The 24,248-nt window shown below is 39.9% G+C and carries 22 protein-coding genes and 4 pseudogenes; 12 read left to right on the top strand and 14 right to left on the bottom strand.

The features are described from left to right. Positions 1–11 precede the first annotated feature (11 nt). The gene (locus AC0VZ4_RS00760; RefSeq protein WP_475440640.1) at positions 12–452 is read right to left on the bottom strand and encodes a tellurite resistance TerB family protein; all 441 of its coding nucleotides are present in this window, start codon (positions 450–452) and stop codon (positions 12–14) included. Positions 453–551: 99 nt separating this feature from the next. Here AC0VZ4_RS00760 and AC0VZ4_RS00755 point away from each other — a divergent pair, with 99 nt between their 5' ends. Beyond that, on the top strand, positions 552–932 hold the full coding sequence (locus AC0VZ4_RS00755; protein WP_475440638.1) for a hypothetical protein: 381 nt from the start codon (positions 552–554) through the stop codon (positions 930–932). A 2-nt stretch (positions 933–934) separates the two neighbouring features. Here AC0VZ4_RS00755 and AC0VZ4_RS00750 read toward each other — a convergent pair whose 3' ends face one another. From AC0VZ4_RS00750 to fabR, 8 genes are all read right to left on the bottom strand, one after another. Then, complete coding sequence (locus AC0VZ4_RS00750) at positions 935–1,528, bottom strand: hypothetical protein (RefSeq protein ID WP_475440637.1); 594 nt, start codon at positions 1,526–1,528, stop codon at positions 935–937. Between the two features lie 139 nt (positions 1,529–1,667). After that, positions 1,668–2,282, bottom strand: a complete 615-nt coding sequence (locus tag AC0VZ4_RS00745; RefSeq protein ID WP_475440636.1) for a hypothetical protein — start codon at positions 2,280–2,282, stop codon at positions 1,668–1,670. 1 nt (position 2,283) lies between these two features. Continuing rightward, a complete protein-coding gene (locus AC0VZ4_RS00740) occupies positions 2,284–3,273 on the bottom strand; it encodes a hypothetical protein (RefSeq protein WP_475440635.1) in 990 nt (329 codons plus the stop codon). A 228-nt stretch (positions 3,274–3,501) separates the two neighbouring features. Then, positions 3,502–4,101 (bottom strand): 3-isopropylmalate dehydratase small subunit, encoded by a 600-nt coding sequence (gene leuD, locus AC0VZ4_RS00735; RefSeq protein WP_475440634.1) that lies wholly within the window; start codon positions 4,099–4,101, stop codon positions 3,502–3,504. After that, a complete protein-coding gene (gene leuC, locus AC0VZ4_RS00730) occupies positions 4,101–5,501 on the bottom strand; it encodes a 3-isopropylmalate dehydratase large subunit (protein ID WP_475440633.1) in 1,401 nt (466 codons plus the stop codon). Before leuC ends, leuD begins: the two co-directional genes overlap by 1 nt. A gap of 60 nt (positions 5,502–5,561) precedes the next feature. Next, entirely contained in the window at positions 5,562–6,638 is a 1,077-nt protein-coding gene (leuB, locus tag AC0VZ4_RS00725; RefSeq protein ID WP_007376376.1) for a 3-isopropylmalate dehydrogenase, read from the bottom strand. Beyond that, positions 6,635–8,188 carry a 2-isopropylmalate synthase gene (leuA, locus tag AC0VZ4_RS00720; protein ID WP_002961090.1) on the bottom strand — a complete coding sequence of 518 codons (1,554 nt, stop codon included), beginning with the start codon at positions 8,186–8,188 and terminating at the stop codon, positions 6,635–6,637. Before leuA ends, leuB begins: the two co-directional genes overlap by 4 nt. A 403-nt stretch (positions 8,189–8,591) precedes the next feature. Next, positions 8,592–9,215, bottom strand: a complete 624-nt coding sequence (gene fabR, locus AC0VZ4_RS00715) for an HTH-type transcriptional repressor FabR (protein ID WP_475440632.1) — start codon at positions 9,213–9,215, stop codon at positions 8,592–8,594. A gap of 126 nt (positions 9,216–9,341) precedes the next feature. On the opposite strand from fabR, the gene AC0VZ4_RS00710 reads away from it, so the two are divergent. Then, a complete protein-coding gene (locus AC0VZ4_RS00710; RefSeq protein WP_033030296.1) occupies positions 9,342–10,475 on the top strand; it encodes an acyl-CoA desaturase in 1,134 nt (377 codons plus the stop codon). A gap of 13 nt (positions 10,476–10,488) precedes the next feature. Continuing rightward, a complete protein-coding gene (sthA, locus tag AC0VZ4_RS00705; RefSeq protein WP_475440631.1) occupies positions 10,489–11,919 on the top strand; it encodes a Si-specific NAD(P)(+) transhydrogenase in 1,431 nt (476 codons plus the stop codon). 95 nt (positions 11,920–12,014) lie between these two features. Here the strand turns inward: sthA and hemE are convergent, their stop codons facing one another. Beyond that, positions 12,015–13,079 (bottom strand): uroporphyrinogen decarboxylase, encoded by a 1,065-nt coding sequence (gene hemE / locus AC0VZ4_RS00700; protein ID WP_002961084.1) that lies wholly within the window; start codon positions 13,077–13,079, stop codon positions 12,015–12,017. 527 nt (positions 13,080–13,606) lie between these two features. Here hemE and rsd point away from each other — a divergent pair. Next, positions 13,607–14,077 (top strand): sigma D regulator, encoded by a 471-nt coding sequence (gene rsd / locus AC0VZ4_RS00695; protein ID WP_475440630.1) that lies wholly within the window; start codon positions 13,607–13,609, stop codon positions 14,075–14,077. 83 nt (positions 14,078–14,160) lie between these two features. Here the strand turns inward: rsd and fkpA are convergent, their stop codons facing one another. After that, positions 14,161–14,913: an FKBP-type peptidyl-prolyl cis-trans isomerase gene (gene fkpA / locus AC0VZ4_RS00690; RefSeq protein ID WP_007378902.1), complete on the bottom strand. Its 753-nt coding sequence runs from the start codon at positions 14,911–14,913 to the stop codon at positions 14,161–14,163. A gap of 214 nt (positions 14,914–15,127) precedes the next feature. Between fkpA and AC0VZ4_RS00685 the strand changes: the two genes are divergently transcribed. After that, positions 15,128–16,126, top strand: a complete 999-nt coding sequence (locus AC0VZ4_RS00685; protein WP_475440629.1) for a WD40 repeat domain-containing protein — start codon at positions 15,128–15,130, stop codon at positions 16,124–16,126. Beyond that, a complete protein-coding gene (locus AC0VZ4_RS00680) occupies positions 16,113–16,328 on the top strand; it encodes a SlyX family protein (protein ID WP_004335946.1) in 216 nt (71 codons plus the stop codon). The genes AC0VZ4_RS00685 and AC0VZ4_RS00680 overlap by 14 nt, the downstream gene beginning before the upstream one ends. Positions 16,329–16,360: 32 nt before the next feature. On the opposite strand, the gene AC0VZ4_RS00675 is transcribed toward AC0VZ4_RS00680, so the two are convergent. Next, positions 16,361–16,564: a YheV family putative zinc ribbon protein gene (locus AC0VZ4_RS00675; RefSeq protein ID WP_007378899.1), complete on the bottom strand. Its 204-nt coding sequence runs from the start codon at positions 16,562–16,564 to the stop codon at positions 16,361–16,363. Positions 16,565–16,696: 132 nt separating this feature from the next. Here AC0VZ4_RS00675 and AC0VZ4_RS00670 point away from each other — a divergent pair, with 132 nt between their 5' ends. From AC0VZ4_RS00670 to AC0VZ4_RS00655, 4 genes and pseudogenes are all read left to right on the top strand, one after another. Then, the gene (locus AC0VZ4_RS00670) at positions 16,697–18,619 is read left to right on the top strand and encodes an ATP-binding cassette domain-containing protein (protein WP_475440628.1); all 1,923 of its coding nucleotides are present in this window, start codon (positions 16,697–16,699) and stop codon (positions 18,617–18,619) included. Beyond that, complete coding sequence (locus AC0VZ4_RS00665; RefSeq protein WP_475440627.1) at positions 18,603–19,004, top strand: TIGR02444 family protein; 402 nt, start codon at positions 18,603–18,605, stop codon at positions 19,002–19,004. Before AC0VZ4_RS00670 ends, AC0VZ4_RS00665 begins: the two co-directional genes overlap by 17 nt. 288 nt (positions 19,005–19,292) lie before the next feature. Then, positions 19,293–20,192, top strand: coding sequence for a hypothetical protein (locus AC0VZ4_RS00660; protein WP_475440626.1), 900 nt, complete (start codon positions 19,293–19,295; stop codon positions 20,190–20,192). A gap of 377 nt (positions 20,193–20,569) precedes the next feature. Then, positions 20,570–20,833, top strand: a pseudogene (locus AC0VZ4_RS00655) (transposase); the annotation flags it as partial. A gap of 9 nt (positions 20,834–20,842) precedes the next feature. Here the strand turns inward: AC0VZ4_RS00655 and AC0VZ4_RS00650 are convergent. After that, positions 20,843–21,523, bottom strand: coding sequence for an IS30 family transposase (locus tag AC0VZ4_RS00650; protein WP_306724683.1), 681 nt, complete (start codon positions 21,521–21,523; stop codon positions 20,843–20,845). Between the two features lie 47 nt (positions 21,524–21,570). On the opposite strand from AC0VZ4_RS00650, the pseudogene AC0VZ4_RS00645 reads away from it, so the two are divergent. Further along, positions 21,571–22,751, top strand: a pseudogene (locus tag AC0VZ4_RS00645) (IS3 family transposase). A 9-nt stretch (positions 22,752–22,760) separates the two neighbouring features. On the opposite strand, the pseudogene AC0VZ4_RS00640 reads toward AC0VZ4_RS00645, so the two are convergent. Continuing rightward, a pseudogene (locus AC0VZ4_RS00640) lies at positions 22,761–23,270 on the bottom strand (transposase); the annotation flags it as partial. Positions 23,271–23,324: 54 nt separating this feature from the next. Between AC0VZ4_RS00640 and AC0VZ4_RS00635 the strand changes: the two are divergent. Then, positions 23,325–24,230: pseudogene (locus AC0VZ4_RS00635) on the top strand (IS3 family transposase); the annotation flags it as partial. Positions 24,231–24,248: the final 18 nt, after the last annotated feature.

Here is a 24,248-nt window from a genome sequence, read left to right as displayed (position 1 = left end):
CGCCCGCCTACTTACTTTGTCGCCGCTATTTTTGCGGCGATAAAATCGGTATGCGTTACATATAAAAGCCCTGCGACTTTACGTATTACGTAGTCTTCTTGGGGATCTATTTCTCCATCGGCATACGCTAAGCGCCATAATAGTTCTATTATTTCTATTCGCTGTACCGCGCTGCAATGCTCATTAATCTGTTTTGAAAACTGAAAGTAATCTATCGCACCATCCAAACTACTCGCCGCATTAGTGGTGAGCTCATCAACTTCAATATCTGTTAAATTAAAGTACTTTTTTAAGGTTACAGTCAGGGTTTGTTGTTCATCATGTTCAAGCTTGGCATCAGCGCGCATAACTTCAATAAGCAATGCAGCCACAGCTGTTTTTAAATCGTGTGGCTCTATACTTGGCTCTTGATCATCGAATACTGCAAAAAGCTGTTTTATTTGTTTGAACATCACGTTATCCCTTTTTGGGTGTTAGACTGAATATAAAGAAATCGAACTTGTATAAGTAATTAATGGGTATAAAGTTCGCAAATTAAAGGATACATTTTTATGAAAGGATTAAACTCCCCACGCTTCACTATAGGCGCGATACTGGTGGCCCTTTCGAGCGCAAATACAGCCTTTGCTGAAAAAGCCGAAACAGAAAAACTCTACGACTTTGACAACAAAGTGCATTACTACCAAACAAAAATTGGCGAAGACAATTATAAAATAAAAATTAAGTCTGACGATTACAAACACTTTTCCAGCCAAAGCGTATTTTTATTACGCCATGCTGAGCGCTTATGTCGTGGCAACACCTTTATGTTGAAAGTGCTTGAAGGCGTGCAAGAATACGAACGTTTTCCAACTAAACCACGCGCCTATCAACCAGATTTAAGTGTTTTACTACAATGCGAAACTAAAGAAGATACAAGCAAGGGCAAGTAACCTTAGTCTTTATAACCCCAAGGTGCTGATGGTGGAGTAATCTGTTTCGTTAAATCAAAATCCACCTTAAACTCACGTCCTTGGCGAATTAATCGATAAGTAAATACTTCCGGGTAAATATACATTTGCCATGTATTACCTACAGACTGTGCAATGCCTTGTTTTACGAATAACTCTTTAGAGTATTGGTCTGCTTGAAACGACTGCATTTGCGCAAACCCTGCATCAAGCGTATGGCCACCATACATAGTTGATGCATCGTCTGTTCCATCTTTATGACGATGATCGTGTTTTAAACTCAAGCCACTGCCTGTTTTAGTAATGATCCACGTACGTGAGGCGTCATCACCCACATGAAACGGCACTTGTAGCTCAGTGTCGGTACACTTGCGCACATGCATAACTAATTTTTTATCGGCAAATGAACTCGGCCCGGTGGCATTATCAACCGTTACTTTACCCTCAAAAGCTTTACCGCAATGTACTGCTATGTTGTTAAAAAAGCCATCATGGCTTGGAATTGAGACTAAAGGCGCTGGGCGCGCTATTGCAGCGGTTGATGCAAGCATTAGTGCTGCAGCTGTTAATAATTTCATAATGTATCCCCTAAATAAAATTTTAGCTTAGGCTAATGGTTTAATGGACATAAAGAAAACAATTACGATAAGCTGCTATACGGCGAGTAAGAATAAATCTAACCATAATGATTAGTTTCGTTAAAGCTGCTCTAAATTGTTAAAACTCACTTTTATTCTTTGGTTCATCTTTTACGTCTCCAACTTCACTTGTAAATTCAGTCTTCTCTTCATGTATCTTTTCCGTTAGGTAATAAAGACCAAAAAAAGTTGTTAACATAATCAATGAAATAGAATATACATAAACAAATAAAAACAAATACTTAAGTATATTTAAGTAGATAGAATTAAAAGAATTTAAAAGTAGTTCGATATTGCTTCCTGCACTAATAACTATTTTGCTAAAAAATACCAATAGGAAGCTAACAAATGATAGAAAACCAAACATGTATGATAAAAACTGTCTTCGACTTAACACTTTATCATCAAGTTTTAAAGGTATGCCATCAGTTGGTGAATCTATGTTGGGGTTTGGAAAAGTAGCTATTGCGCCGAGGGCTGCAATGTAAAAACCGGTCAACACTTGCAGAAAACCACTCACTGAGTGAATCATTCCTTTATCACCCAATACAGCAATCGGCCTTGGTAGGAAATAAAATATTAGACAGGTTAAAATTGCTATAATAATTGGAATCACAAAGTCAACTAACCTTTTCTGCCTATTACTAATCTTCAAATAGCGCATTGGGGCAAGTAACTTGCATATTATATCCATTTTATTTTATAGCCTTTTCAAGCATCTTCTTCATATTATTTGCGAGCTCTTGGTGTATATTATTTTCACATTGACCTATTTCATTATTTAATTCAATTAGTTCTGACTTAGTAAAAAGTAAGTTCGCAATGTCAGCTTCTTTGGAATTGAAAGGCATAGTTCGTTGTTTCTTTACTTGCCTAGTCTTTTTCTCACCTTTTTCATTCGTTGTTACCTCTTCGGATACGACCTCAGAATACTGCACCCTCACTTCGTCGTAATTTTTTTTCTTACCAAAACTTGTAGCTTTTTTGATCAACTCCAATGCTTTGCTTCCTGTTGGCTTCCCTGAAACTCTCAACTTGATAGCTTGTTCTGACATTCTCAGTTCTTTATTATCATCAATAAAATTGCCATCATTATTATTTAATAAAGTTATCCCTTGCAAAGAGCTATGTTTTAGAGAGTTCTGCAATGTAGAGCTAGCGTGGCCATTAAAAGAAGCCATAGGCCTACAGATATTCCCTTCCTTGCTTTTACTGCCTGGCTTTTTATAGGTTGACTTACAACTTATCTGAAAGAGGCGAGTTAAGAACTGTTCAATTGTAGACTTTGGTAAACCTGTAACTTCCTCAATTACAGAGAGGTGCCAACCTTTCTTCTCCTTTATACAATCAAGACTAAATAAAACATGACAGGCTGCGCCAATACCTTCAAATTTTTTCTTGACTTCAACTCTAACGGCACCAGTTTGAGTGTTCGAAAATGCTGGATCAGTAGCTTTGACATCAGATGCATGCAGTAAAAGCATCACAAATCCATCTATTCTTTTGAAATCTTTGACTCTTATAGTTATTTCATTTTTTCTATATTGATGTACAGCTTTTCCATTTTTCCAAATATGCTCAACTTTATCTAACACTTCAACAAAATCGAATTGAGGGGCATCATCAGGGTAAGACCTCAAATGAAAATCATAAAAATAAACCCAGCGTCGTTCAGTTGATTGCATATTTTACATCCTTTGTTATTGATAGAGTTAAGTATTAAAATTATCCTAAGAAAAGCAGTAATGAAGTGATAAATTGCTAGAGGCTTTCCCTTTACTTAATGAAAAGAGTACACCTTAATATGTTTAACGTAAACTGATTAGAAATATAGTTTCAACTGAAAATTTTAGGTTTTCATACAAATAAAAACACGGCTTTCGCCGCGTTTAGGTTCACATAGAAAAATCAGGTTATTGCCAAGGACGCTCAGCGGCAAGTTTTGCTTCAAACGCATCAATTTGCGGATTTAAGGTCTCGGTTACACCAATAAAGTCTAAACCACTCAATAAACGCTCTTTCACGTCTTTGCGAATATCAAAGCTGATTGGCGCAAATTTATTGCTGCGCAATTGCTGGTTTTCTAAATCCACATCAATGTAAATATCGTCATGCTGCTCACTTAACACAAATAAGTCTTCTAATATTTGCGCTGGCAGTGCAATGGCAAGCATTTGGTTATTGCCACAGTTATTAAAGAAAATATCAGCAAAGCTTTCAGCTAAAATTACTTCAAAACCGTATTGTTTAAGCGCCCATGGTGCGTGTTCGCGAGATGAGCCACAACCAAAGTTGTCGCGCGTTAATAATATTTGCGCGCCTTGGTAGCATGGGCGATTTAAAATAAAGTCAGGGTTTGGCTCACCGTTATCTAGGTAACGCCAATCATAAAACAATGCAGCATCAAAACCTTCACGGCTAGTTGATGTTAAAAACTGCTTAGGAATAATTTGGTCAGTATCAACATTGTTTTTATCAAGTGGGGCCATTAAGCCACTAAAAAACACGCTCATTAGGCTTCTCCTCTAATATCAACAAAGTGACCATGTATTGCAGCTGCTGCTGCCATTGCAGGGCTTACTAAATGCGTGCGCCCGCCACGACCTTGGCGGCCTTCAAAGTTACGATTAGAAGTAGATGCACAGCGCTTGCCCGCTTCTAAGCGGTCATCGTTCATCGCTAAACACATAGAGCAACCTGGTTCCCGCCACTCAAAGCCTGCGGCTTTAAAAATATCGGCTAAGCCTTCGTCTTCAGCTTGTTTTTTAACTAAGCCAGAGCCCGGTACAATTAACGCCTCTATGCCGACAACAACATGTTTGCCTTCAACAATTTTTGCAGCAGCGCGCAAGTCTTCAATGCGGCTATTAGTACATGAGCCAATAAATACCGTGTCTACTTTCGCGCTTGATAATTTATCGCCCGCTTTTAAATCCATGTATTTAAGCGCGCTGCGAATAGCATCGGCTTTAATTAAATCTGGTTCTTTATCTGGATCGGGTATGCACTCATCAACACCAATTACTTGCTCTGGGCTTGTGCCCCAAGTAATTTGTGGCTGAATGTCGTCGGCATTTAGCTCAACAACTAAATCAAAGTGTGCGCCTTCATCCGTTTTTAAAGTTTCCCAATATTCAACGGCTGCATCAAAATCTGCGCCTTTAGGTGCAAACGGACGACCTTTTAGGTAATCATAGGTAATTTGGTCAGATGCAATCAAACCCGCTTTTGCACCCATTTCTATGCTCATATTACATAGCGTCATACGGGCTTCCATTGAAAGCGCTTCAATGCCTGCACCACAAAACTCAGCTACATAACCTGTGCCACCAGCGGTACCTAACTTGCCAATAACCGCCATAATTAAATCTTTAGCCGTAACCGTTGGACGCAATACACCGTTAATTTGAATTTTTAACGATTTCGCCTTTTTTTGCTGTAGCGTTTGCGTTGCTAATACGTGCTCAACCTCAGACGTACCAATACCATGCGCTAATGCACCAAACGCACCATGTGTAGAGGTATGGCTATCGCCACATACAATGGTTGTGCCTGGCAAGGTAATACCTTGCTCTGGGCCCATTACGTGCACAATGCCTTGGTTAATCGAGTTTAAATCGTAAAGTACAATACCAAACTCTTTACAGTTTTTATCAAGCGCCATTAATTGGTTTTTAGATACTTCGCTTGCCGCATCAAGTGAACGGCTCTTAGTCGATACGTTGTGATCCATCGTTGCAAAAGTTTTTTCTGGGCAACGTACAGTACGGTTTTTTTCACGTAGACCTGCAAAAGCCTGCGGAGAAGTAACTTCATGCACTAAATGGCGGTCAATATAAAGTAAGTCGGTTTGCTCGTTTATGCTGGCAACGGTATGTGCTTGCCAAATTTTGTCGTATAACGTTTGGGCCACTTGCTAATTCCCTAATCTGTTTGAGTTGCAGCATAACGGTGCTGCAACTTTAATATGTTATTAAATGCGTGAAACGATGGCTGCTGCCACATCGCTTGTGCTGTAACCTGCATTTGGATATATATCTGGTGTGCCAACGCCTGCTTCTACGGCTTCTGCTACTGCTTTTTCAATGGTGCGTGCAGCTTCGTCTTGCCCTAGCGAGTAACGTAGCATTAATGCGGCACTTAAAATTTGTGCTATTGGGTTTGCAACGCCTTTACCTGCAATATCTGGTGCTGAACCGCCTGCTGGCTCGTACAATCCAAAACCCGATTGATTCAAGCTTGCCGATGGTAATAAGCCCATTGAGCCTGTGATCATGGCGCACTCATCTGACAAAATATCGCCAAATAAGTTATCGCAAAGTAGTACATCAAACTGGCTAGGCTGTTTAACTAACTGCATAGCGGCGTTATCTACGTAAATGTAATCTAGGCTTACTTCTGGGTAGTCTTTGCTTACTTCGGTTACTACTTCGCGCCATAATACACTTGATGCAAGTACGTTTGCTTTATCAACAGAGGTAACATGGTTACTACGTAATTTTGCAGCTTCAAAAGCAAAGCGTGCAATACGTTCAATTTCTTTTCGTGAGTATGTTTGCGTATCAAATGCAAACTCTTCTGCGCCTTCACCACTGCGGCCTTTTTCGCCAAAGTAAATGCCGCCAGTAAGCTCGCGCACACATAAAATATCAAACCCTTTTTCACTAATATCAGCGCGAAGTGGCGACGCTGCACTTAATGCAGGTAATAACTGTGCAGGGCGTAAATTACAAAACAAACCAAAGTGCTTACGAAGCGGCAATAACGATGCGCGCTCAGGCTGCTCGTTTGGTGGTAGGTTTTCCCATTTAGGACCGCCTACCGAACCAAATAAAATAGCATCAGCGTTTTCACACGCTGCAAGTGTGCTCTCTGGTAATGCTTTACCAAATTCGTCAATGGCTGCGCCACCAATTGCATAATGCTCACGGTTCAGGGTAAAACCAAACTTATTGCTCACAGCATCAAGTACTTGTTCTGCTGCTGCCATCACTTCTGGACCAATACCGTCGCCAGCTAATACGGCAACGCTGTAGTTTGTTTTACTCATCCTGCTTTCCTTTGTTGTTTTAAATCAGACACTTTTTGTGCACGATAAATTAAGTTATAAACACGGATCATGGCGCGTACCGACGCTTCAACCACATCCGCTGCAATGCCCGCACCGTGGTAAGGTCGGCCATCGTATTTAGCTATAATATTTACTTGGCCTAATGAGCTTGCACCTTGACCTGTCGCTTCTAAGTTATATTCAATCATTTCAACGCTCATACCAGTTAAGCGTTCAATGGCTGCAAACGAGGCTTCTACTGGACCATTACCTGTCGCGGCTTCTTGTTTAGCTTCGCCATCAATGCGCATTCCAATGGTAGAGCTTGCTACCGATTGTGAGTTAGAGGCTGAGTTAACAAATTCTAATTGGTATTTTTCGTCTTTGTCGTTAATTTGATTAAAGTAAATCATCGCCTCAAGGTCGTAATCGTATACGGTGCCTTTTTGGTCAGCCAATTCGATAAAGCTTTTATATAAGCCATCCATATCGTAATCAGATTTTTGATAGCCTAACTCTTCTAGCCGATGCTCAATAACATGACGACCCGAACGCGAAGTCATATTTAATTGGTTGCTTGGCACACCAACGCTTTCTGGCGACATAATCTCATAAGTATTTTGCGCTTTTAATACACCGTCTTGGTGAATGCCTGAGCTATGTGCAAAGGCGTTTTCGCCAACAATCGCTTTATTTGGTTGTACTGGCATATTACAAATTTTAGCCACTTGACGAGATGCGCGGTAAATTTCTTCACTTTTAATATCTGTGTATACTTTTAAGTGGTCTTTGCGCATTTTCATGATCATCGCCACTTCTTCAAGCGAGCAGTTACCAGCACGCTCACCAATGCCATTAATAGTACACTCAATTTGGCGTGCGCCGGCTTGCACTGCAGCCACCGAGTTTGCTACTGCTAAACCTAAATCGTTGTGGCAATGCACACTCAAACGCGCTTTATCAATATTTGGCACGTTATTCATTAAATGGCGGATCATCGCTGCGTATTCGTCTGGCGTTACAAAACCAACGGTATCTGGCAAGTTAATAGTTGAAGCTCCGGCGTTAATTGCCTGCTCAACAATTTTGCATAAATCCCAATGCGGCGTACGACCGGCATCTTCACACGAAAATTCAACATCATCAGTATAGTTACGCGCCAATTTAATTGATTTAACAGCCATTGCCGTTGCATCGTCTAGGCTCATACGTAATTTATGTTCAAGGTGCAAAGGGCTTGTAGCAATAAAAGTATGAATACGGCTTTGTTGTGCTGTGCGAAGTGCTTCGCCACAGGCTTCAATGTCTTTGGCAACAGAGCGTGCTAAACCACAAATAATCGGGCCTTTTACCTCGGTTGCAATACGTTGCACCGAGCGAAAATCAGCAGGGCTCGAAACCGGAAAACCCACTTCCATCACATCCACATTCAAGCGGCTAATTGTATGCGCTAATTGAATTTTATCATCTTCAGTAAGGCTTGCTTTAAGTGCCTGCTCACCATCACGTAAGGTGGTATCAAAAATCCATACTTTATCTTGCTCTTGCATAACTGCCCCTCATTCCTATGTTACCCAAATTTCAATTAATCCCAGCCGCGAGATAAAAAAAACCCCGCAATTGCGGGGTTTTTAGTGTTCAACTCGATGCAAACACACTAATCCCCGCTCACTTGCCATAGCAGTAAGAGGTTAAGTTTTAGTGTAATTAAACGAATAATATGCATCTTGTTTTCTTGTGTGTGTTCAGTGAAGCCTATTTTTAACATTACAAAGCGATGGAAGCAAGCATAAAAATTCCACAAAACAGATTTAAAAATGATTCAATTGGGTTTTTTAATTCAAACCAGATGCTTATTGAGAATTAAAATAACGAATACGCGACTAGTGACGCTTAAATTAATAAGCACTACAATATACCGTGCTTATATTAACTTTTTGCAATTTTTTTAAGCTATGCTTCTTTACTCGTTTCTCTTACGTAATGCCCAGCTCCACGAGTAATATAACGCAGCTGCCAAATAACGCGCTCAATTAATTCGTCGCGTTGCAATCCTTCTATATCGAGCGCTTCTGCACCCGCATTAAATACGAGCGTTACCATAGATTCCGCCTGAATATAGGCGTGAATGGCATTACACTTTGTTTCGCTTTCTAGATAGTGAGCCAACTCTAAAATAAAATGTTTTACCTCGCGGGCTACAGCGGCTCTAAATGCTTTAGAAGTCCCAGATCGTTCTCGCAGCAACAACCTAAATTGGTTACTTGAGTTATCAATAAACTCCATAAAAGTAACCACTGAGGTATTTATAACACTGCCGCCATCGTTCGCTATTCGTCTACGAGCTTGGCGCATAAGTTGGCGAAGGGTTAAGCCGGCTTCGTCTACCATGGTTAAACCTAGCTCATCCATGTCTTTAAAATGACGATAAAAAGACGTTGGGGCAATACCGGCTTCTCGTGCTACTTCGCGTAAACTTAAATTCGAAAAACTATGATCAGCACTCAGCTGATTAAATGCCGCTTGAATTAACGCCTGTCGTGTTTTTTGTTTCTGTTGCGCTCTAACACCCGACATCAACAGCTCCCTGAATTATTTTATATGAATATTTAGTGATATTAGCTCAATTGTACAGTCTAATACTTGACGACAAGAGTTTGAAATACTATTTTAGCTTACAGTTGTACGCTGAGATTGAGAATTATGAATAAACCACCGATTATTTGGACAAACGTCCTATTTTTTAGCCTAACCTTTTTGGCGGCTGCCACACTTGTACCTTGGTACGCCATTAGCTACGGATTTACCAGCGCGCATTGGATTGCTTTTGTAGGCTGCATGTTTTATGCAGGCTTATCAATTACTGCCGGCTACCATCGATTATGGGCACATAAAACCTATAACGCACACCCTGCAGTTGAATTTATTTTTGCGCTTGGCGGTGCTTTTGCACTGCAAAACAGTGCATTGCATTGGAGTAGCGATCACCGTATACACCACGGTCAAGTTGACGACCCAATAAAAGACCCTTACGCGGCGACCAATGGTTTTTGGTATAGCCATATCGGGTGGATGTTACGTGACTACCAAGGCGATAGCTACGGTGATTATAGTAATTGTCGTGATTTACAGCGCAATAAAATAGTTATGTGGCAACATAAACATTACTTAAAGCTTGTGATTGCTATGAACGTAGGCTTGCCTCTTATACTTGGTTTATTGGTTGGTGATGTGTGGGGGATGTTAATTCTTGCAGGTTTACTACGCTTAGTACTGAGTCAACACTTTACCTTTTTTATAAATTCGGTTGCACATATTTGGGGCTCTCGCCCATACACCGAAAAAAATACGGCACGTGATAACGGCTTTTTAGCGTTATTTACTTATGGCGAGGGGTATCACAACTTCCACCATATTTTTGCAAGCGACTACCGTAACGGTATTAAATGGTTTCATTACGATCCAACAAAATGGATGATCCGCTCTTTAGCAGCTGTGGGTTTAGCCAATAAGTTAAAGCGTACTCCTGTTGAGCGTATAGAAAAAGCGAAGGCCGAAACGCTCATGAGTAAAACGCAAACGCGTCTTGCAAAATTGCCTTTAGCACAAGATAAGATTACATTATTACAACAAGAGTACGATTTACTGCTGAAAAAACTGCAAAATTATTGTTCACTACAAAAACAAGTGTTAGAAGTTAAAAAAAATAACATGGCAAAGCAGTGTGAACGCTCAGCATTAATGGCACAATACCATGAGTTGGAAGCCGCCTGGGAAAATCAAAAACAGGCATGGCTAGCACTTAATGCGAGGTTATTAAAAGCCTCTTTTAATTAATTTAGGAGTGGCTGTGGCCAAACAACCAGAACAAAAAAAAGTACCCGTGACATACCAATATGACGCAATTATTATTGGCACGGGTCCTGGCGGTGAAGGTACCGCCATGAACCTTTCAAAAAACGACAAAAAAGTAGCGGTTATTGAACGCCAAGAATCTGTTGGTGGCGGTTGTGTACATTGGGGCACAATTCCTTCAAAAGCGCTTCGCCACTCTGTTAGTCGTTATATTGAATATAAAGCAAACCCGTTATTTAATTTTGGCGAGCGCCCTAGCCGCTTAACATTTCCTGATATTTTACGTCACGCCAGTTCGGTTATTTCTAAGCAATCTAATTTACGCAGTAGCTTTTACGATCGCAACCGCATTCATATGTTTCAAGGTGATGCGAGCTTTGTAGATAAGCACACTATTGAAATAAAACGAAATGACGGCTCAACCGAACGACTGACTGCTAAAACGATTGTTATAGCAACGGGTTCGCGCCCTTATCGCCCGCCAGAGGTGGATTTTACGCATTCTCGTATTTACGAAAGTGACACAATACTTGGCCTTGAGCATGACCCTCATCGCGTACTGATTTATGGTGCAGGTGTTATTGGTTGTGAGTACGCGTCAATATTTAAAGGTTTAGGCGCTAAAGTTGATTTAGTTAATACACGCGACCGACTACTTGCCTTTATGGATGCAGAAATATCTGACGCGCTTAGCTATCACTTTTGGAATAGCGGTATTGTTATACGTCACAACGAAGAGTTTGACCGAATTGAAACGCGTGATGATTGCGTTATTATGCATTTAAAATCAGGTAAACGTGTAAAAGCTGACTGTATTTTATTTGCTAATGGCCGTACTGGTAACACTGATACACTAAATCTTGAAGCCATTGGCTTAAAAGCCGATAGCCGTGGCCAATTAAAAGTTAACGAAACATACCAAACAGAAATTGATAACGTCTACGCTGTAGGTGATGTAATTGGCTATCCAAGCCTTGCAAGTGCTGCGTTTGACCAAGGTCGTATAGCTGCTGATGCAATTGCATGTGGTAACTGCGATGACAGACTGATTGTTGATATTCCGGCTGGTATTTATACCATTCCAGAAATGAGCTCAGTAGGTAAAACCGAGCAAGAGCTTACAGCCGCTAAAGTACCATATGAAGTTGGCCGTGCTCAGTTTAAGCATTTGGCACGTGCTCAAATTGCTGGTACTGAAGTAGGTAGTTTAAAAATATTATTCCACACCGAAACCAAAGAAGTACTTGGCGTACATTGTTTTGGCGAGCGTGCCTCTGAAATTGTTCACATTGGCCAAGCCATTATGGAACAAAAAAATGGTGGCAATAATATCGACTACTTTGTGAATACCACATTTAACTACCCGACCATGGCTGAAGCCTACCGTGTTGCAGCATTAAATGGTTTAAATCGCTTATTTAAATAAGTAGTTTTAAATGCCTTTATAAATAGGTAACAAAAAACCCGCAACTTAGCGGGTTTTTTACTTTTAAACAGTTTTAAAGCTTGTTTAAGTGACTATTACTTATGATACTTAGCACTTAGCTCATGTACTGCATTAATGAATACGCCAGCATTTTCAGGGTCTACATCTGGTGTAATACCGTGGCCTAGGTTAAACACGTGGCCATTACCTGTACCGAAGTCTTCTAAAATAGTGCCTACTTCTTGGCGAATACGCTCTGGTGTACCATGTAACATAGATGGGTCCATATTACCTTGTAGAGCTACTTTATCACCCACACGGCGTTTAGCGTCGCTAATATTAATAGTCCAATCAAGGCCGATTGCATCACAACCTGTTGCTGCAATAGCTTCAATCCATTGACCACCATTTTTAGTGAACAAAGTAACCGGTACTTTACGACCATCGTATTCACGAATTAAGCCATCTACAATTTTATGCATATATTGCAGTGAAAACTCGTTGTAATCGCGCGGGCTTAATACACCACCCCATGAGTCAAATACCATTAGCGATTGCGCGCCAGCTTTAATTTGAGCATTTAAATAATCAATAACTGAGTCAGCTAACTTATCGAGTAATAAATGAAGTGTTTGCGGTTCTGCAAACGCCATTTTTTTGATTTTACCAAATACTTTGCTGCTACCGCCTTCAACCATATAAGTTGCTAGCGTCCAAGGTGAACCAGAAAAACCAATAAGCGGTACTTCACCTTTAAGTTCACGACGAATAGTGCTTACCGCGTTCATTACGTAGCCAAGCTCGTCAGTTGGATCAAGTTTTGGAATTTTTTTAACATCAGCAAGTGATGAAATAGGACGTTCGAACTTAGGACCTTCGCCAGTTTCAAAGTACAGACCTAAACCCATCGCATCTGGAATCGTTAAAATATCACTAAATAAAATAGCAGCATCTAACGGGTAGCGACGTAGTGGCTGCAGTGTAACTTCACATGCAAGCTCAGCATTACGGCACAGGCTCATAAAATCGCCCGCTTGTGCACGTGTAGCGCGATACTCTGGTAAATAGCGTCCTGCTTGGCGCATCATCCATACCGGAGTTACATCAACAGGTTGTTTTGCAAGTGCACGTAAATAACGGTCGTTTTTTAATTCGCTCATGGCGTAAATGATCCTAAGACTTGTATAAATTGTGCAAGATTGTACCACCATATTCTCCGACCCTCTATTGCTTAGGGACGAAAACAGCCTTACCTAGAGGCAGATCAATATAATCTACGGTTTCAACCTATTTTGACTATAAAACAAGCAAACAAACCATAACATTTAAAACTTTTTATTAATATGTTTGCAACATCGAAAAAAGCTTGTTATTGTTTGTCCCGCGTTAACAAAAACAATAATAAAAATCTTAAAATAATAAAAATAAAAGTTTTAAAATAACAACAATAAAAATTATCTCATAAAAATAAGAAAGCTTGTTATAACAAGCCAATGAAAGAAATTAGACCACCTTAACCGGTGGTTTTTTCTTGCCTACAATAAATCTCACTATTTACCATTCAATAAATTACATCGCTTTTAGAACATCTGTTTTACTTGTTGATATACACGCAAATTAAATATATCTTGATGTATATAAACTTATTATACTTAATTTAAAGACCAACCCAGCTAGGAGAACAGTTATGCTGACGCGTGTAGAAAAAGCTCAACAGAAATGGGGTGGTAGCCACACAGTAATCGATAAATGGTTAAATGAACGCCAAGAGCTTATTGTGCTCTTTTGTAAAATGGCTGGTTTTTCTCCATATGATAAAAAGGATCATGCTTTACCAGAGCCTGATCAAATTGAATCTTTTTGCCAAATTCTGATGGATTACTTGTCTGCTGGTCATTTTGAAATTTATGATGACATTGCTAAAGCTTGTGAAAAGAAAGGCCCAAAAAGCCAAGAACTTGCCAATGCAATTTACCCGCGCATTTCTAGTACAACTGATATTGCACTGGATTTTAACGATAAATACGCAGAAGTAGATAAAGAAGACTTATTAAAAGATTTTGATAACGATTTATCTGTTATCGGTGAAGCGCTAGAAGCACGATTTGCGTTAGAAGATGAGCTTATTGATAACTTGTTTTCTAATCACACAAATTAATACGTTACTTACACGTATTAAAAAAGGGACCTAAGGTCCCTTTTTACATTTATAAGCTAAATAACTTTTAGTTTATATGATGATTATTTTGCAGGAGCTGCGTCTTCATCGTTTTGAATTTCAAGTAATTCAACATCAAAAATAAGTGTTGAGTTAGCAGGAATTTTACCTAAATCGCGGTCGCCGTAAGCAAGTTCTGAAGGAATAGTAAACTTGTACTTAGAACCCACTGACATAAGCTGTAAACCTTCAGTCCAACCCGCAATTACACGGTTAAGAGGAAAAGTTGTAGGTTCGTTGCGTGCATATGAGCTATCAAACTCAGTACCGTCTAATAAAGTCCCTTTGTAGTGTACTTTAACTACATCAGTTGCTACTGGCTTTTCGCCATCACCTTCACTAAGCACTTCGTACTGCAGGCCAGACTCCGTTACTGTAACGCCTTCTTTTTTAGCGTTATCAGCTAAGTATTTAACACCCGCTTCTTTGCTTTTTTCAGACTCAACTTTTGCTGTTTCTTCTTGCTTAGTACGTACTGATGTATCTAATGCAGTTAACACTTCACGAATTTTTTCTTCGTCAATTTTTGCATTACCAGCAAGTGCATCTTCAAAACCACGAATTAAAAGTGCTTGGTCTAGTTCAATACCAATTTCAGTTTTGTCTGCTAGATCTTTATTTAAAAAGTTACCTACAGATGCACCAATACCGTATGCTTGTTGCTGTTCAACAGTGTCTAGCTTAACTTCTGCTTGCTCTTTTTTTGCTTCTTGATTACAAGCTGTAAGCGCTAAAACTGACGCTGCAATCAATGACAATTTAATCGTCTTTTTCATTTTAAATCTCCGACACACTTTGCAGTTGTCATTTATTGTATTATTACTAGTTAAAGATTAACGGCCTACATGATAGGCTGCTTGTTTAATGACTAAATTTCACATTGTTAGCTAAACTAAAAACATATCCAGTGATTAGACAAACAACCTAGGCATTCAACGCGTCCTAGTCTAACCTCTCAGTCACTAAGAGTTAAGAGGAAATACCTGTAACATGTCGATATTTCGTACTTATTTAATCGTATTAAGCTGTTTTTTAGCTACAGCTTGTACCGATAAAAAACAACAGGCTGTAGCAAGCTACGAACATGCTGCGCAAGGTGCATTTTCATCAACGCTATCGAACGATGGTAAATACAGCTTGATCTCCTCCATTAACCATGGGGTCGCCCTGTGGGATAATCAACAGCAAGTGCTAAAATACCAGTGGTTTCAGCAACAATCACAAGATAGCCTAGTGTATGCAGTAGCCATTGCTTTTGATAACAGCGTGGCCGTTACCGCCGAAAAAACCACGTTTGCGGTGTGGGATATAACCACAGGCAAAAATAAAGGTTATTACAAAATACAAAAAACCAGTATTCGCGATATTGCCATTAGCAATCAAGGCCGTAGTGTTTTATACGGCCGTAGCGACGGCGTAGTTGTATTCATAAACCTTGAAACCGGCAGACGTATCGAATTTTTAGGCCACCAAGATAAAGTTAACACCGTTGATTTATCGCCCAACGGACGCTTTGCTTTAAGCGGCTCTAACGATTATGTTGCTTACTTTTGGGATACACGTACAGGGCAAGTAATTCATCGTTTTAATCACCCAACGCGTGTTACCCACGTAACGCTCGATCCACAAGGTCGCTATGCGTTTACGGCCGATAGTATGGCACAAGCAAATGTATGGAAGCTGACTACAGGTGATCTTGTGAGTAAACTGAAGTATATTGCGCGTCAGAAAATTTTTACTGCTGTGCGTTTTAACGAACAAGGCACTTTGCTTGCAACCGGCTCGCCAAATAAGCGCGTAGATTTGTGGCAAATACCAAGCGGTGAAAAAATTCAAACTTGGCAGGTTGCCCCGCGCGAAGGCAGTAAGCCTAAATCGGCGGTGGTGCTAGATGTGACATTTACAGATAACGGTAAGTCGTTGTTAACCGAAAGCTCCAGCGGTATCGCAGAGCGATTTATTATACGAGAGAATAATGAACACAATTGAACATCGCTTAATGGAACTTGAAGCCAAAGTGGCTTTTCAAGACGAAACAATTGAAGTCTTAAATGATGAAATAAAAGTGCACCAACAGCTGTTAGCAAAAATGAAACGCCAAACTGAGCTACTAGCAGAAAAAATTAAAGAGTCGCAGTCATCATCGTCTATGATGTCTGAAGTACCTGAGCCGCCTCCACCGCACTACTAAAGCCGGTAAAAATTAGGCAATAAAAAACCGGGTTAGTCGCCCGGTTTAAACACCCCAATTACTTGTTCAAATTGGCGAGTAGACGCCTGAACAGCGTTATCGGGTTGCGCCATTTTATGGCCACACTCAACACACTCTACTTTTTCAACATCATGTTCTCTGTATAGCATCATAGTATCCATGGCTTTGCAGTCAGGGCACGATGCACCAGCAATAAATCGCTTCTTTTGTCTCACAACATTTTTCCTGTGGTTTGAACTGCTGTCATTTTATCGTATAACTTCACTTGTTGATACGCTTGATAAGCGCATTAAGTTCTATGGTATGATAACGCCAACTTAACAAGGGCACAGCAAAGTAACGCATTCATGATCCAAATCTCAGAAATAGAACTACTTCGTGGCGGAAAAGCCTTATTAAAAAACGCATCAGCTACGTTATTCCCAGAGCACAAAGTAGGCCTTGTTGGCGCTAACGGCTGTGGAAAATCAACGTTATTTGGTTTACTAAAATCAGAACTACAACTAGATGCCGGTAACTGTAGTATTCCAAAAGATTGGTCTATTGCCTCTGTTAAGCAAGAGACACCTGCACTTGACATAAGCGCGATTGATTATGTACTTCAAGGCCACCCAGAATACTACGCAATGCGTATAGCACTGCGTGAGGCCGAGAAAAACAACGATGGCGACACACAAGCCAAAGTACATATTCAGCTTGAAAACATTAAAGGTTACAGCATTGAATCAACCGCAGGTGAGCTATTACACGGCTTAGGCTTTGCTAATAACCTAATAGAAAACCCTGTAAGCTCGTTTTCGGGTGGTTGGCGTATGCGTTTAAACCTTGCCCAAGCATTGATACGCGACGCCGATTTACTACTTCTTGATGAGCCAACAAACCACCTTGATTTAGATGCCGTTTATTGGCTTGAACGCTTTTTACGCGCTTACACCGGCACCCTTGTACTTATATCGCATGACCGTGAGTTTTTAGATGCAGTGGTTGATCAAATTTGGCATGTAGATAAGCAACTTATCAACGTTTACAAAGGTAACTACTCGCAGTTTGAACGCCAAAAAGCAGAGCGTTTACAACAACAACAAGCAATGTTTGATAAGCAACAAGATCAAATTGCGCACCTTGAGCAGTTTATAACGCGCTTTAAAGCAAAAGCCAGTAAAGCTAAACAAGCACAAAGCCGTGTAAAAGCACTTGAACGCATGGAAAAACTAGCGCCGGCACATGCCGACTCGCCATTTAACTTTGAGTTTGCAGATCCAAAAGCATTACCAAACCCACTAATGACAATAGATAAAGCCAAAGCGGGTTATGGTGACGTCACTATTTTAAATAATATAGAGCTAAACCTTGTACCAGGCAGCCGAATTGCTTTACTTGGCCGAAATGGCGCAGGTAAATCAACATTAATTAAACTGCTTTCTGGTGATTTAGAGCCGCAAGCTGGCGAAGTTATTCAGCATCACGGGTTAAATATTGGTTACTTTGCGCAGCATCAGCTTGAATCTCTTGATTTAAAAGCCAGTGCAATAACGCACATACAACGACTAGACCCAAAAGCCACTGAGCAATCACTACGTGACTTTTTAGGTGGTTTTGCCTTTATTGGCGATAAAGCACTTGAGCCTGTAGCCCCATTTTCGGGCGGCGAAAAAGCACGTTTAGTACTTGCCATGTTGGTATACCAAAAGCCAAACTTATTACTACTCGATGAGCCTACAAACCACCTTGATTTAGAAATGCGCCATGCACTTGTTATGGCACTGCAAGGCTTTGAAGGCGCCATGGTTACCGTATCTCACGACCGCCATATGCTTAAAAATACCGCCGATGAATTTTACTTAGTAGATGACGGCAAAGTAACCCAGTTTGGTTACGACTTAGATGCGTATTACCAGTGGTTACTCAATGCCAATAAAGAAGCGGTTAAAGCGCAGCAAAGCGACGAGCCTAAAGCAAATCCAGGTGTTAACCGCAAAGAGCAAAAACGCTTAGAGGCTGAGTTTAGAAAGGCCACTCAGCCACTTAAAAAGCAAATTGAAAAGCTTGAAAAGCAACTCGATAAATTCACCGCAGAACTAGCTGAAGTTGAAGAAGCACTCGGCGATAACGAACTCTACAACGACGATAACAAAGCCAAGCTTAAAGAGTTATTAGCTAAGCAAGCAACCCTTACGCCTAAACTTAACGACGTTGAAGAAGAGTTACTTATGGCACTTGAAGAAATGGAAGAAAAAGAACAGGCATTCGCCGATGAACTTGCTCAATAGCGACCATTTTTGGCAGTTTGCGTGCACCTTGTACGCAAAGCCTGAGCAACAAACAACCTTGCTGGCACTACAAAACCAGCAAGGAAAAAACGTTAATTTATGCTTATTACTACTTTATTTAGATTCATTAAAGTTAAGTATTAATACCCAACAGCTAAACGAGTTAACACAAGTAGTGAGTGAGTTTGATACTCACGTATTACAACCCCTGCGCGCTGCACGTAGCTATTTAAAAATTAATCAGAATACGATAAATGACTACGCCATAATACGCGAAGAACTGCTTAATGCAGAACTCAAGCTTGAAAAACAACAGCAGCATATGTTGATTGAAGCGGTAAACAAACTTGAATTAACTGCATTCCCAACACCTGCTAATAAATAGTGCGCTATATTTATGAGTAGCTATAAGTCGCCAACAATCTATAACCGAGAGAGCTAAGTGGAAATCAAGTTAAAAAGAATTTTTTCGGTAGCCTGTGCTTGACATCGATTAGTCGTTATCGCCTATTTTATGATAAATAACAGCACTAGCATGCGCTGTTTTGTTTAAAACAATAAGCATGCCACTGTAAATTCAGTAATCAATATCTATTTTCCTTAGTCAAATAGATATTGATTACCCACCCCAATAAAGGTACAATAATATCTTCTATTTTCAGGAAAATTAAATATGAATAACTTTCTCATTGCTCCACTATTAGTTTTTTTTTCAGTATCCTCTACTGCAGCTATAGCAGAAACCGAAGAACCTATATTCAAAGAATGTAGTTATTGTCAATCTTTTGAACAATTTCAAATTGCAGCTAAATCAGAAGCAAAGCTTAACCAAACTCTTGACGTTCACGTTATGAATTTAGACAAAACTATTATTAACAGATTTAAAGTAACCAAAAAGCAGTCGGGATACCGTGTCATTTCATATGATAATGAACCAGATGGCCGTGGCGGAAGAATGCGTGATAGACGTGTTCCTTATTATAGTGTAACAGCAGATAGTTATGGCGTTGAACAAAAGACTCAAAATTCATTTTATGCATTCTCAAGTGCAAGCATTCAATTAAAAGAGAGCATTTCAACTCTAGAAGCTAATGTTGTTCCAGAAAAAATAGCTAAAAGTGCCTGGGATTTAGTAGGTTTTAGTGCTGTTCAGAATGATGTTGCTAATCATTATTCCGAAAATACATCCGCAACTGATGATTTTAACACCTACGTTTCAATGGCTGGAAAACTATCAAACAAACTAAACATAGACAAAATTTTGATGGAAGTAACTTTTTCTGATAATAGCATTGCCGTTTTTTCATTAGCATACGCTAATGATAAAAGAATACAGTGGGATTTTGAGCGCGGAGCCGATGCCGACGGTAATATTATTAAACCTAGCTTAGATATAAAAACCCCTCAAACCTATCGCTTTACTGAAGGCACAGAAACCAGCTTCAGAAGCTTTTTTAGGGCAGCAGGTCGTGCCGGAGTCATTTTTTCAAGCACTACACCGTCAATAGGCGGTGGTCAAGTAACTTGTACTCCAACCAATGGAAGTAGATATACTTGTACATATAGGTTTTAATGATATTCATCTGTATTAAATAGAATATTGATGTTAGAAAGTAAGAGTTAATATCCTTTAACTCTTACTTTAATATAGATAATAAACGTCATTATCAGATATAAATATCCCTTCAAGTTAATAATTTCTGCTACTAATAACAAGCAAATTGTATATATGCATACTATACAATGCATATAACACTGCGAGAAGTTGGGTAAAGTAACAATGGCGACACATAAGCTAAAGTAAATATCCAGTTTGAAAATTAAATTTTCATACCAGTTCTCACTCCGTGAAACGCACAGCACTTAATCCAAAATAGACTAGGCTTTGACGTGGTTTAATGGATTCGACTACCCCAGTTAAGAGATAATCAACTTAACTGGAGATCGATAATGACAAAACATAAAAAGTATTCCAAAGAATTTAAACTTGATGCCATCGCATTAGTTGTTGAGCAAAACTACTCTCAAGCAGAAGCCTCTAGAAATTTAGGGGTAAATCCCAACATGCTTGGTCGGTGGATAAAAGAAGCTGAAAATGATGATGGGCAGGCTTTTAGAGGGAATGGTAATTTGACCCCTGAGCAAGAAGAGATCAGAGAGCTAAAAGCGCAAGTGAAACGCCTAGAAATGGAGCGTGAAATATTAAAAAAAGCGACGGTGATATCAAGTGGTCAGTGCAACATGGTTTTTAATCATATCATTAGGAGTTAAATAGTTTAATATTCTTCTTGGTCGATTATTTAGTTTATTAGCGATTTTATCTAAATAACGTTGGTCAAAGCCATGTAGGCTTGTCTTTTTGGGGAAGTACTGCCTTAATAGGCGATTTGTATTTTCATTTGTTCCCCTTTGCCACGGACTACTCGGGTCACAAAAGTAAACATCTGTATTCGTATTTTTAGTAAATCTTTTATGGTCTGCTGATTCCATTCCCCGATCCCACGTTAGTGTGTTTTTAAGTGCCTTTGGTAAACCATTAAATTTCAGAATAAGTGCATTTACTACATTTTTAGTATCCTTACCATTAACTTGTACCAAAGCTGTATACCGTGTTTTTCGATCAACCAATGTTGCTATATGTGAGTTGCTACTTCCTGATATTAAATCGCCCTCCCAGTGACCTAGAGTTTCTCGTGTTTCAATTTCATGAGGCCTTTCATGAATTGTTTTAGCATCAATAATACCTTTATAAATTCCCTTATTTGTTGAGCGTTTACCATGCCTCAACTTACGTTTTGAGCGAAGATGGCTAAGGACTGCTTTTTCGAAAATATAGCGTGATGGGATAAATAACGTTTTATAAATAGTCTCATGTGTAGTGGTACAGTGATTTTGGCCACCCATTAAGAAAGAAATGTTATGCTAATAAGCATACAAATTTGGGTGAAAAAATGACGAAATTAAAACGCGCAACATATTCAGCGGCAATTAAATTAGAAACGGCTCAGCTTGTAGTAGACCAAGGTTATACGCAAGAAGACGCAGCAAAAGCGATGGGGGTGGGTAAATCAACCGTAAGTAAATGGGTTACTCAATTAAAGCTAGAACGCAATGGTCAGACACCCACAGCTTCACCAATGACGCCCGAACAAATTGAAATCCGCGAACTTAAAAAGCAAATCCAACGCATTGAATTAGAAAAGGATATATTAAAAAAGGCTACCGCTCTCTTGATGTCCGACTCCCTGAACAATTCTCTTTAATCGAGAAGTTAAATCAACGAGAGCGTTATCCAATTAGTCTGCTGTGTCGCGTATTCAATGTGCATCGCAGCAGCTATAAGTATTGGGCCATACGGGACACAACGCCGACACCTTAGCAAGCAAGGTTAGAGGCTGAAGTAAAAGCAATACATGCGATGAGTGGTGGTTCAGCAGGGGCACGGACAATCGCAGCGATAGCAACGAACAATGATTTTGAATTGAGCCGTTATCGTGCAGCTAAGCTAATGGTTAAATTAAAGCTCGAAAGCTGCCAAGTACCTCAACATTCATATAAACGTGGTGGTAATGAACACCTTGAAATCCCAAACCTGCTTGATAGACAGTTTGATGTTGTTGAGCCGGATACCGTGTGGTGCGGTGATGTGACGTATATTTGGACAGGCAATCGCTGGGCTTATTTAGCCGTGGTTATTGATTTATTTGCACGCAAAGTGGTTGGCTGGGCAATGTCGTTGTCACCAGATACTAATTTAACGCTAAAAGCGCTTGAACTCGCATATGAAAGCAGAGGGAAACCGACAGGACTCATGTTCCATTCAGACCAAGGTAGCCATTATACAAGTTTAAAATATCGCCAACGTTTATGGCGCTATAAAATCACACAAAGTATGAGTAGACGTGGAAATTGTTGGGATAATGCGCCAATGGAGCGATTTTTTAGAAGCTTTAAGACGGAATGGATGCCAAAGAGTGGATATGGAAACTTTATAGACGCTAAATATAGCGTAAGTGATTACATAAATGGATATTACAACAATGTTAGGCCGCATCATTATAATGCCGGTTTAGCACCAAATGAATCTGAGGTTAGATATCAAGATTCTAAAACTGTGGCCAAAATTAGTTGACCACTACACATGTGAGATATGCATTTCAGATGATGCTGGGTGTTTTATTTTTAACCAGCCAGAAATTTGCTCTGGTGACCAGTCATCTAGTAGCTTAGATTCAACCAAATCGCTAAGTGGATTACCTTTTTGCAATTTACATTGCTTTGGCCTTAATGCTCGCTCTAGCGCATTTTTATCAGCCGTAACTGCACGGTATTTGGCAATACCACCATTGCGTTTGATTTCACGGCTTACTGTTGACGCTGCCTTTTCTACATTACGAGCTATTGCCCTGATAGATAAGCCTGAAGCTAAACCTCTTGATATATCTTCTCGCTCTTCTAAAGAAAGAAACGATAATCAACGTTTTCGTTGCACTGGCGATATTCCACCTTTTAATTTAAGTACACCGAATATAGAACCAGCATGCCTATCAAGCGTCAAGCCTATTTCGCTAAGCGTTTTACCTTCACGCCATAAGAATCATGCTTTCAGCTTTTCAATATCACTTAAACCACGTTTTGATAAGTCAGTCATAACAACCTAATTAATAATCAATTATAAGGTGTTGCATTGACCTATTGAATTCACCACGGTCTTCTTTGCCAAAGAAACGAAGTGAAATACTCGTTCATAACCCAATACAAGAAGACCTGGCCTGTGGCGGTAATGTGCCGAATACTGGGTGTAAAAAGTAACAATTACTATAGTTATCAAAAGCGATATTCAACTAAATCAGAGGATCCAACACATCAAGAAATGATTGATTGGGTCAAGGACATAGCGCACTTCAGTGATAATACTTACGGTGAAAGGCGTATTCAGAAAGTCTTAAATGCACTCGGTTTTCCGGTGAGCCGTCACAAAACAGCACAGTTAATGAAAGAGGCAAATGTCTGGGTGCGTTATAAAAAGAAATACAAAGTAACAACGAATAGTGACCATAACAAGCCTATTTATCCCAGTGTACTTGAGCAAAACTTCAACGTTGAAGCCGCTGATCAAGCTTGAGTACAAGATATCACTTATGTTTGGACTGCAGAAGGTTGGTTATATCTGGCGGTAGTGATTGATTTATATTCGCGTAAAGTCGTTGGTTGGAGCATGGGCTCACGAATGAAAGCGCAGCTTGTCTGTGACGCACTGACTATGGCGATGTGGCAACGCCAACCCAAAGCAGGATTAATTATCCATTCAGATCAAGGGGTTCAATATGCAAGCCACCAATATCGTAGATTGCCCAAGTCAAACGACTTCATTGGTAGCATGAGTAAGAAAGGTTGTTGCTGGGCTAACGCTGTTGCAGAAAGCTTCTTCGGTAGTTTGAAGCAAGAGCGCGTACATTGGAAAAATTACCCAACGCGTTATGAAGCTCAACAGGATGTAATGAATTACATCTGCATGTGGTACAACAGTCGTCGCTTACATTCGTACTTAAATTATCAAAGCCCAAATGACTTTGAAGAACGAACCGAAACATTAGATATGGTTTCTTAACTAGGGTGACTGAATTTA

The organism is Pseudoalteromonas sp. QJM3NY_22, assembly GCF_056173065.1.
Note: the sequence above shows the minus strand (reverse complement) of the source record. Positions and strands in the feature narration are given on the sequence as shown.

What these genes read in the sequence shown, in the direction of transcription:
- leuD (WP_475440634.1), bottom strand. Translation starts at nt 4,101, where the DNA reads ATGAGCGTGTTTTTTAGTGGCTTAATGGCCCCACTTGATAAAAACAAT.
- AC0VZ4_RS00660 (WP_475440626.1), top strand. Translation starts at nt 19,293, where the DNA reads ATGAATAACTTTCTCATTGCTCCACTATTAGTTTTTTTTTCAGTATCC.
- AC0VZ4_RS00665 (WP_475440627.1), top strand. Translation starts at nt 18,603, where the DNA reads ATGAACTTGCTCAATAGCGACCATTTTTGGCAGTTTGCGTGCACCTTG.
- AC0VZ4_RS00680 (WP_004335946.1), top strand. Translation starts at nt 16,113, where the DNA reads ATGAACACAATTGAACATCGCTTAATGGAACTTGAAGCCAAAGTGGCT.
- leuA (WP_002961090.1), bottom strand. Translation starts at nt 8,188, where the DNA reads ATGCAAGAGCAAGATAAAGTATGGATTTTTGATACCACCTTACGTGAT.
- AC0VZ4_RS00760 (WP_475440640.1), bottom strand. Translation starts at nt 452, where the DNA reads ATGTTCAAACAAATAAAACAGCTTTTTGCAGTATTCGATGATCAAGAG.
- AC0VZ4_RS00745 (WP_475440636.1), bottom strand. Translation starts at nt 2,282, where the DNA reads ATGGATATAATATGCAAGTTACTTGCCCCAATGCGCTATTTGAAGATT.
- fkpA (WP_007378902.1), bottom strand. Translation starts at nt 14,913, where the DNA reads ATGAAAAAGACGATTAAATTGTCATTGATTGCAGCGTCAGTTTTAGCG.
- rsd (WP_475440630.1), top strand. Translation starts at nt 13,607, where the DNA reads ATGCTGACGCGTGTAGAAAAAGCTCAACAGAAATGGGGTGGTAGCCAC.
- hemE (WP_002961084.1), bottom strand. Translation starts at nt 13,079, where the DNA reads ATGAGCGAATTAAAAAACGACCGTTATTTACGTGCACTTGCAAAACAA.
- leuB (WP_007376376.1), bottom strand. Translation starts at nt 6,638, where the DNA reads ATGAGTAAAACAAACTACAGCGTTGCCGTATTAGCTGGCGACGGTATT.
- fabR (WP_475440632.1), bottom strand. Translation starts at nt 9,215, where the DNA reads ATGTCGGGTGTTAGAGCGCAACAGAAACAAAAAACACGACAGGCGTTA.
- AC0VZ4_RS00755 (WP_475440638.1), top strand. Translation starts at nt 552, where the DNA reads ATGAAAGGATTAAACTCCCCACGCTTCACTATAGGCGCGATACTGGTG.
- AC0VZ4_RS00650 (WP_306724683.1), bottom strand. Translation starts at nt 21,523, where the DNA reads ATGGGTGGCCAAAATCACTGTACCACTACACATGAGACTATTTATAAA.
- AC0VZ4_RS00740 (WP_475440635.1), bottom strand. Translation starts at nt 3,273, where the DNA reads ATGCAATCAACTGAACGACGCTGGGTTTATTTTTATGATTTTCATTTG.
- AC0VZ4_RS00670 (WP_475440628.1), top strand. Translation starts at nt 16,697, where the DNA reads ATGATCCAAATCTCAGAAATAGAACTACTTCGTGGCGGAAAAGCCTTA.
- AC0VZ4_RS00750 (WP_475440637.1), bottom strand. Translation starts at nt 1,528, where the DNA reads ATGAAATTATTAACAGCTGCAGCACTAATGCTTGCATCAACCGCTGCA.
- AC0VZ4_RS00685 (WP_475440629.1), top strand. Translation starts at nt 15,128, where the DNA reads ATGTCGATATTTCGTACTTATTTAATCGTATTAAGCTGTTTTTTAGCT.
- AC0VZ4_RS00710 (WP_033030296.1), top strand. Translation starts at nt 9,342, where the DNA reads ATGAATAAACCACCGATTATTTGGACAAACGTCCTATTTTTTAGCCTA.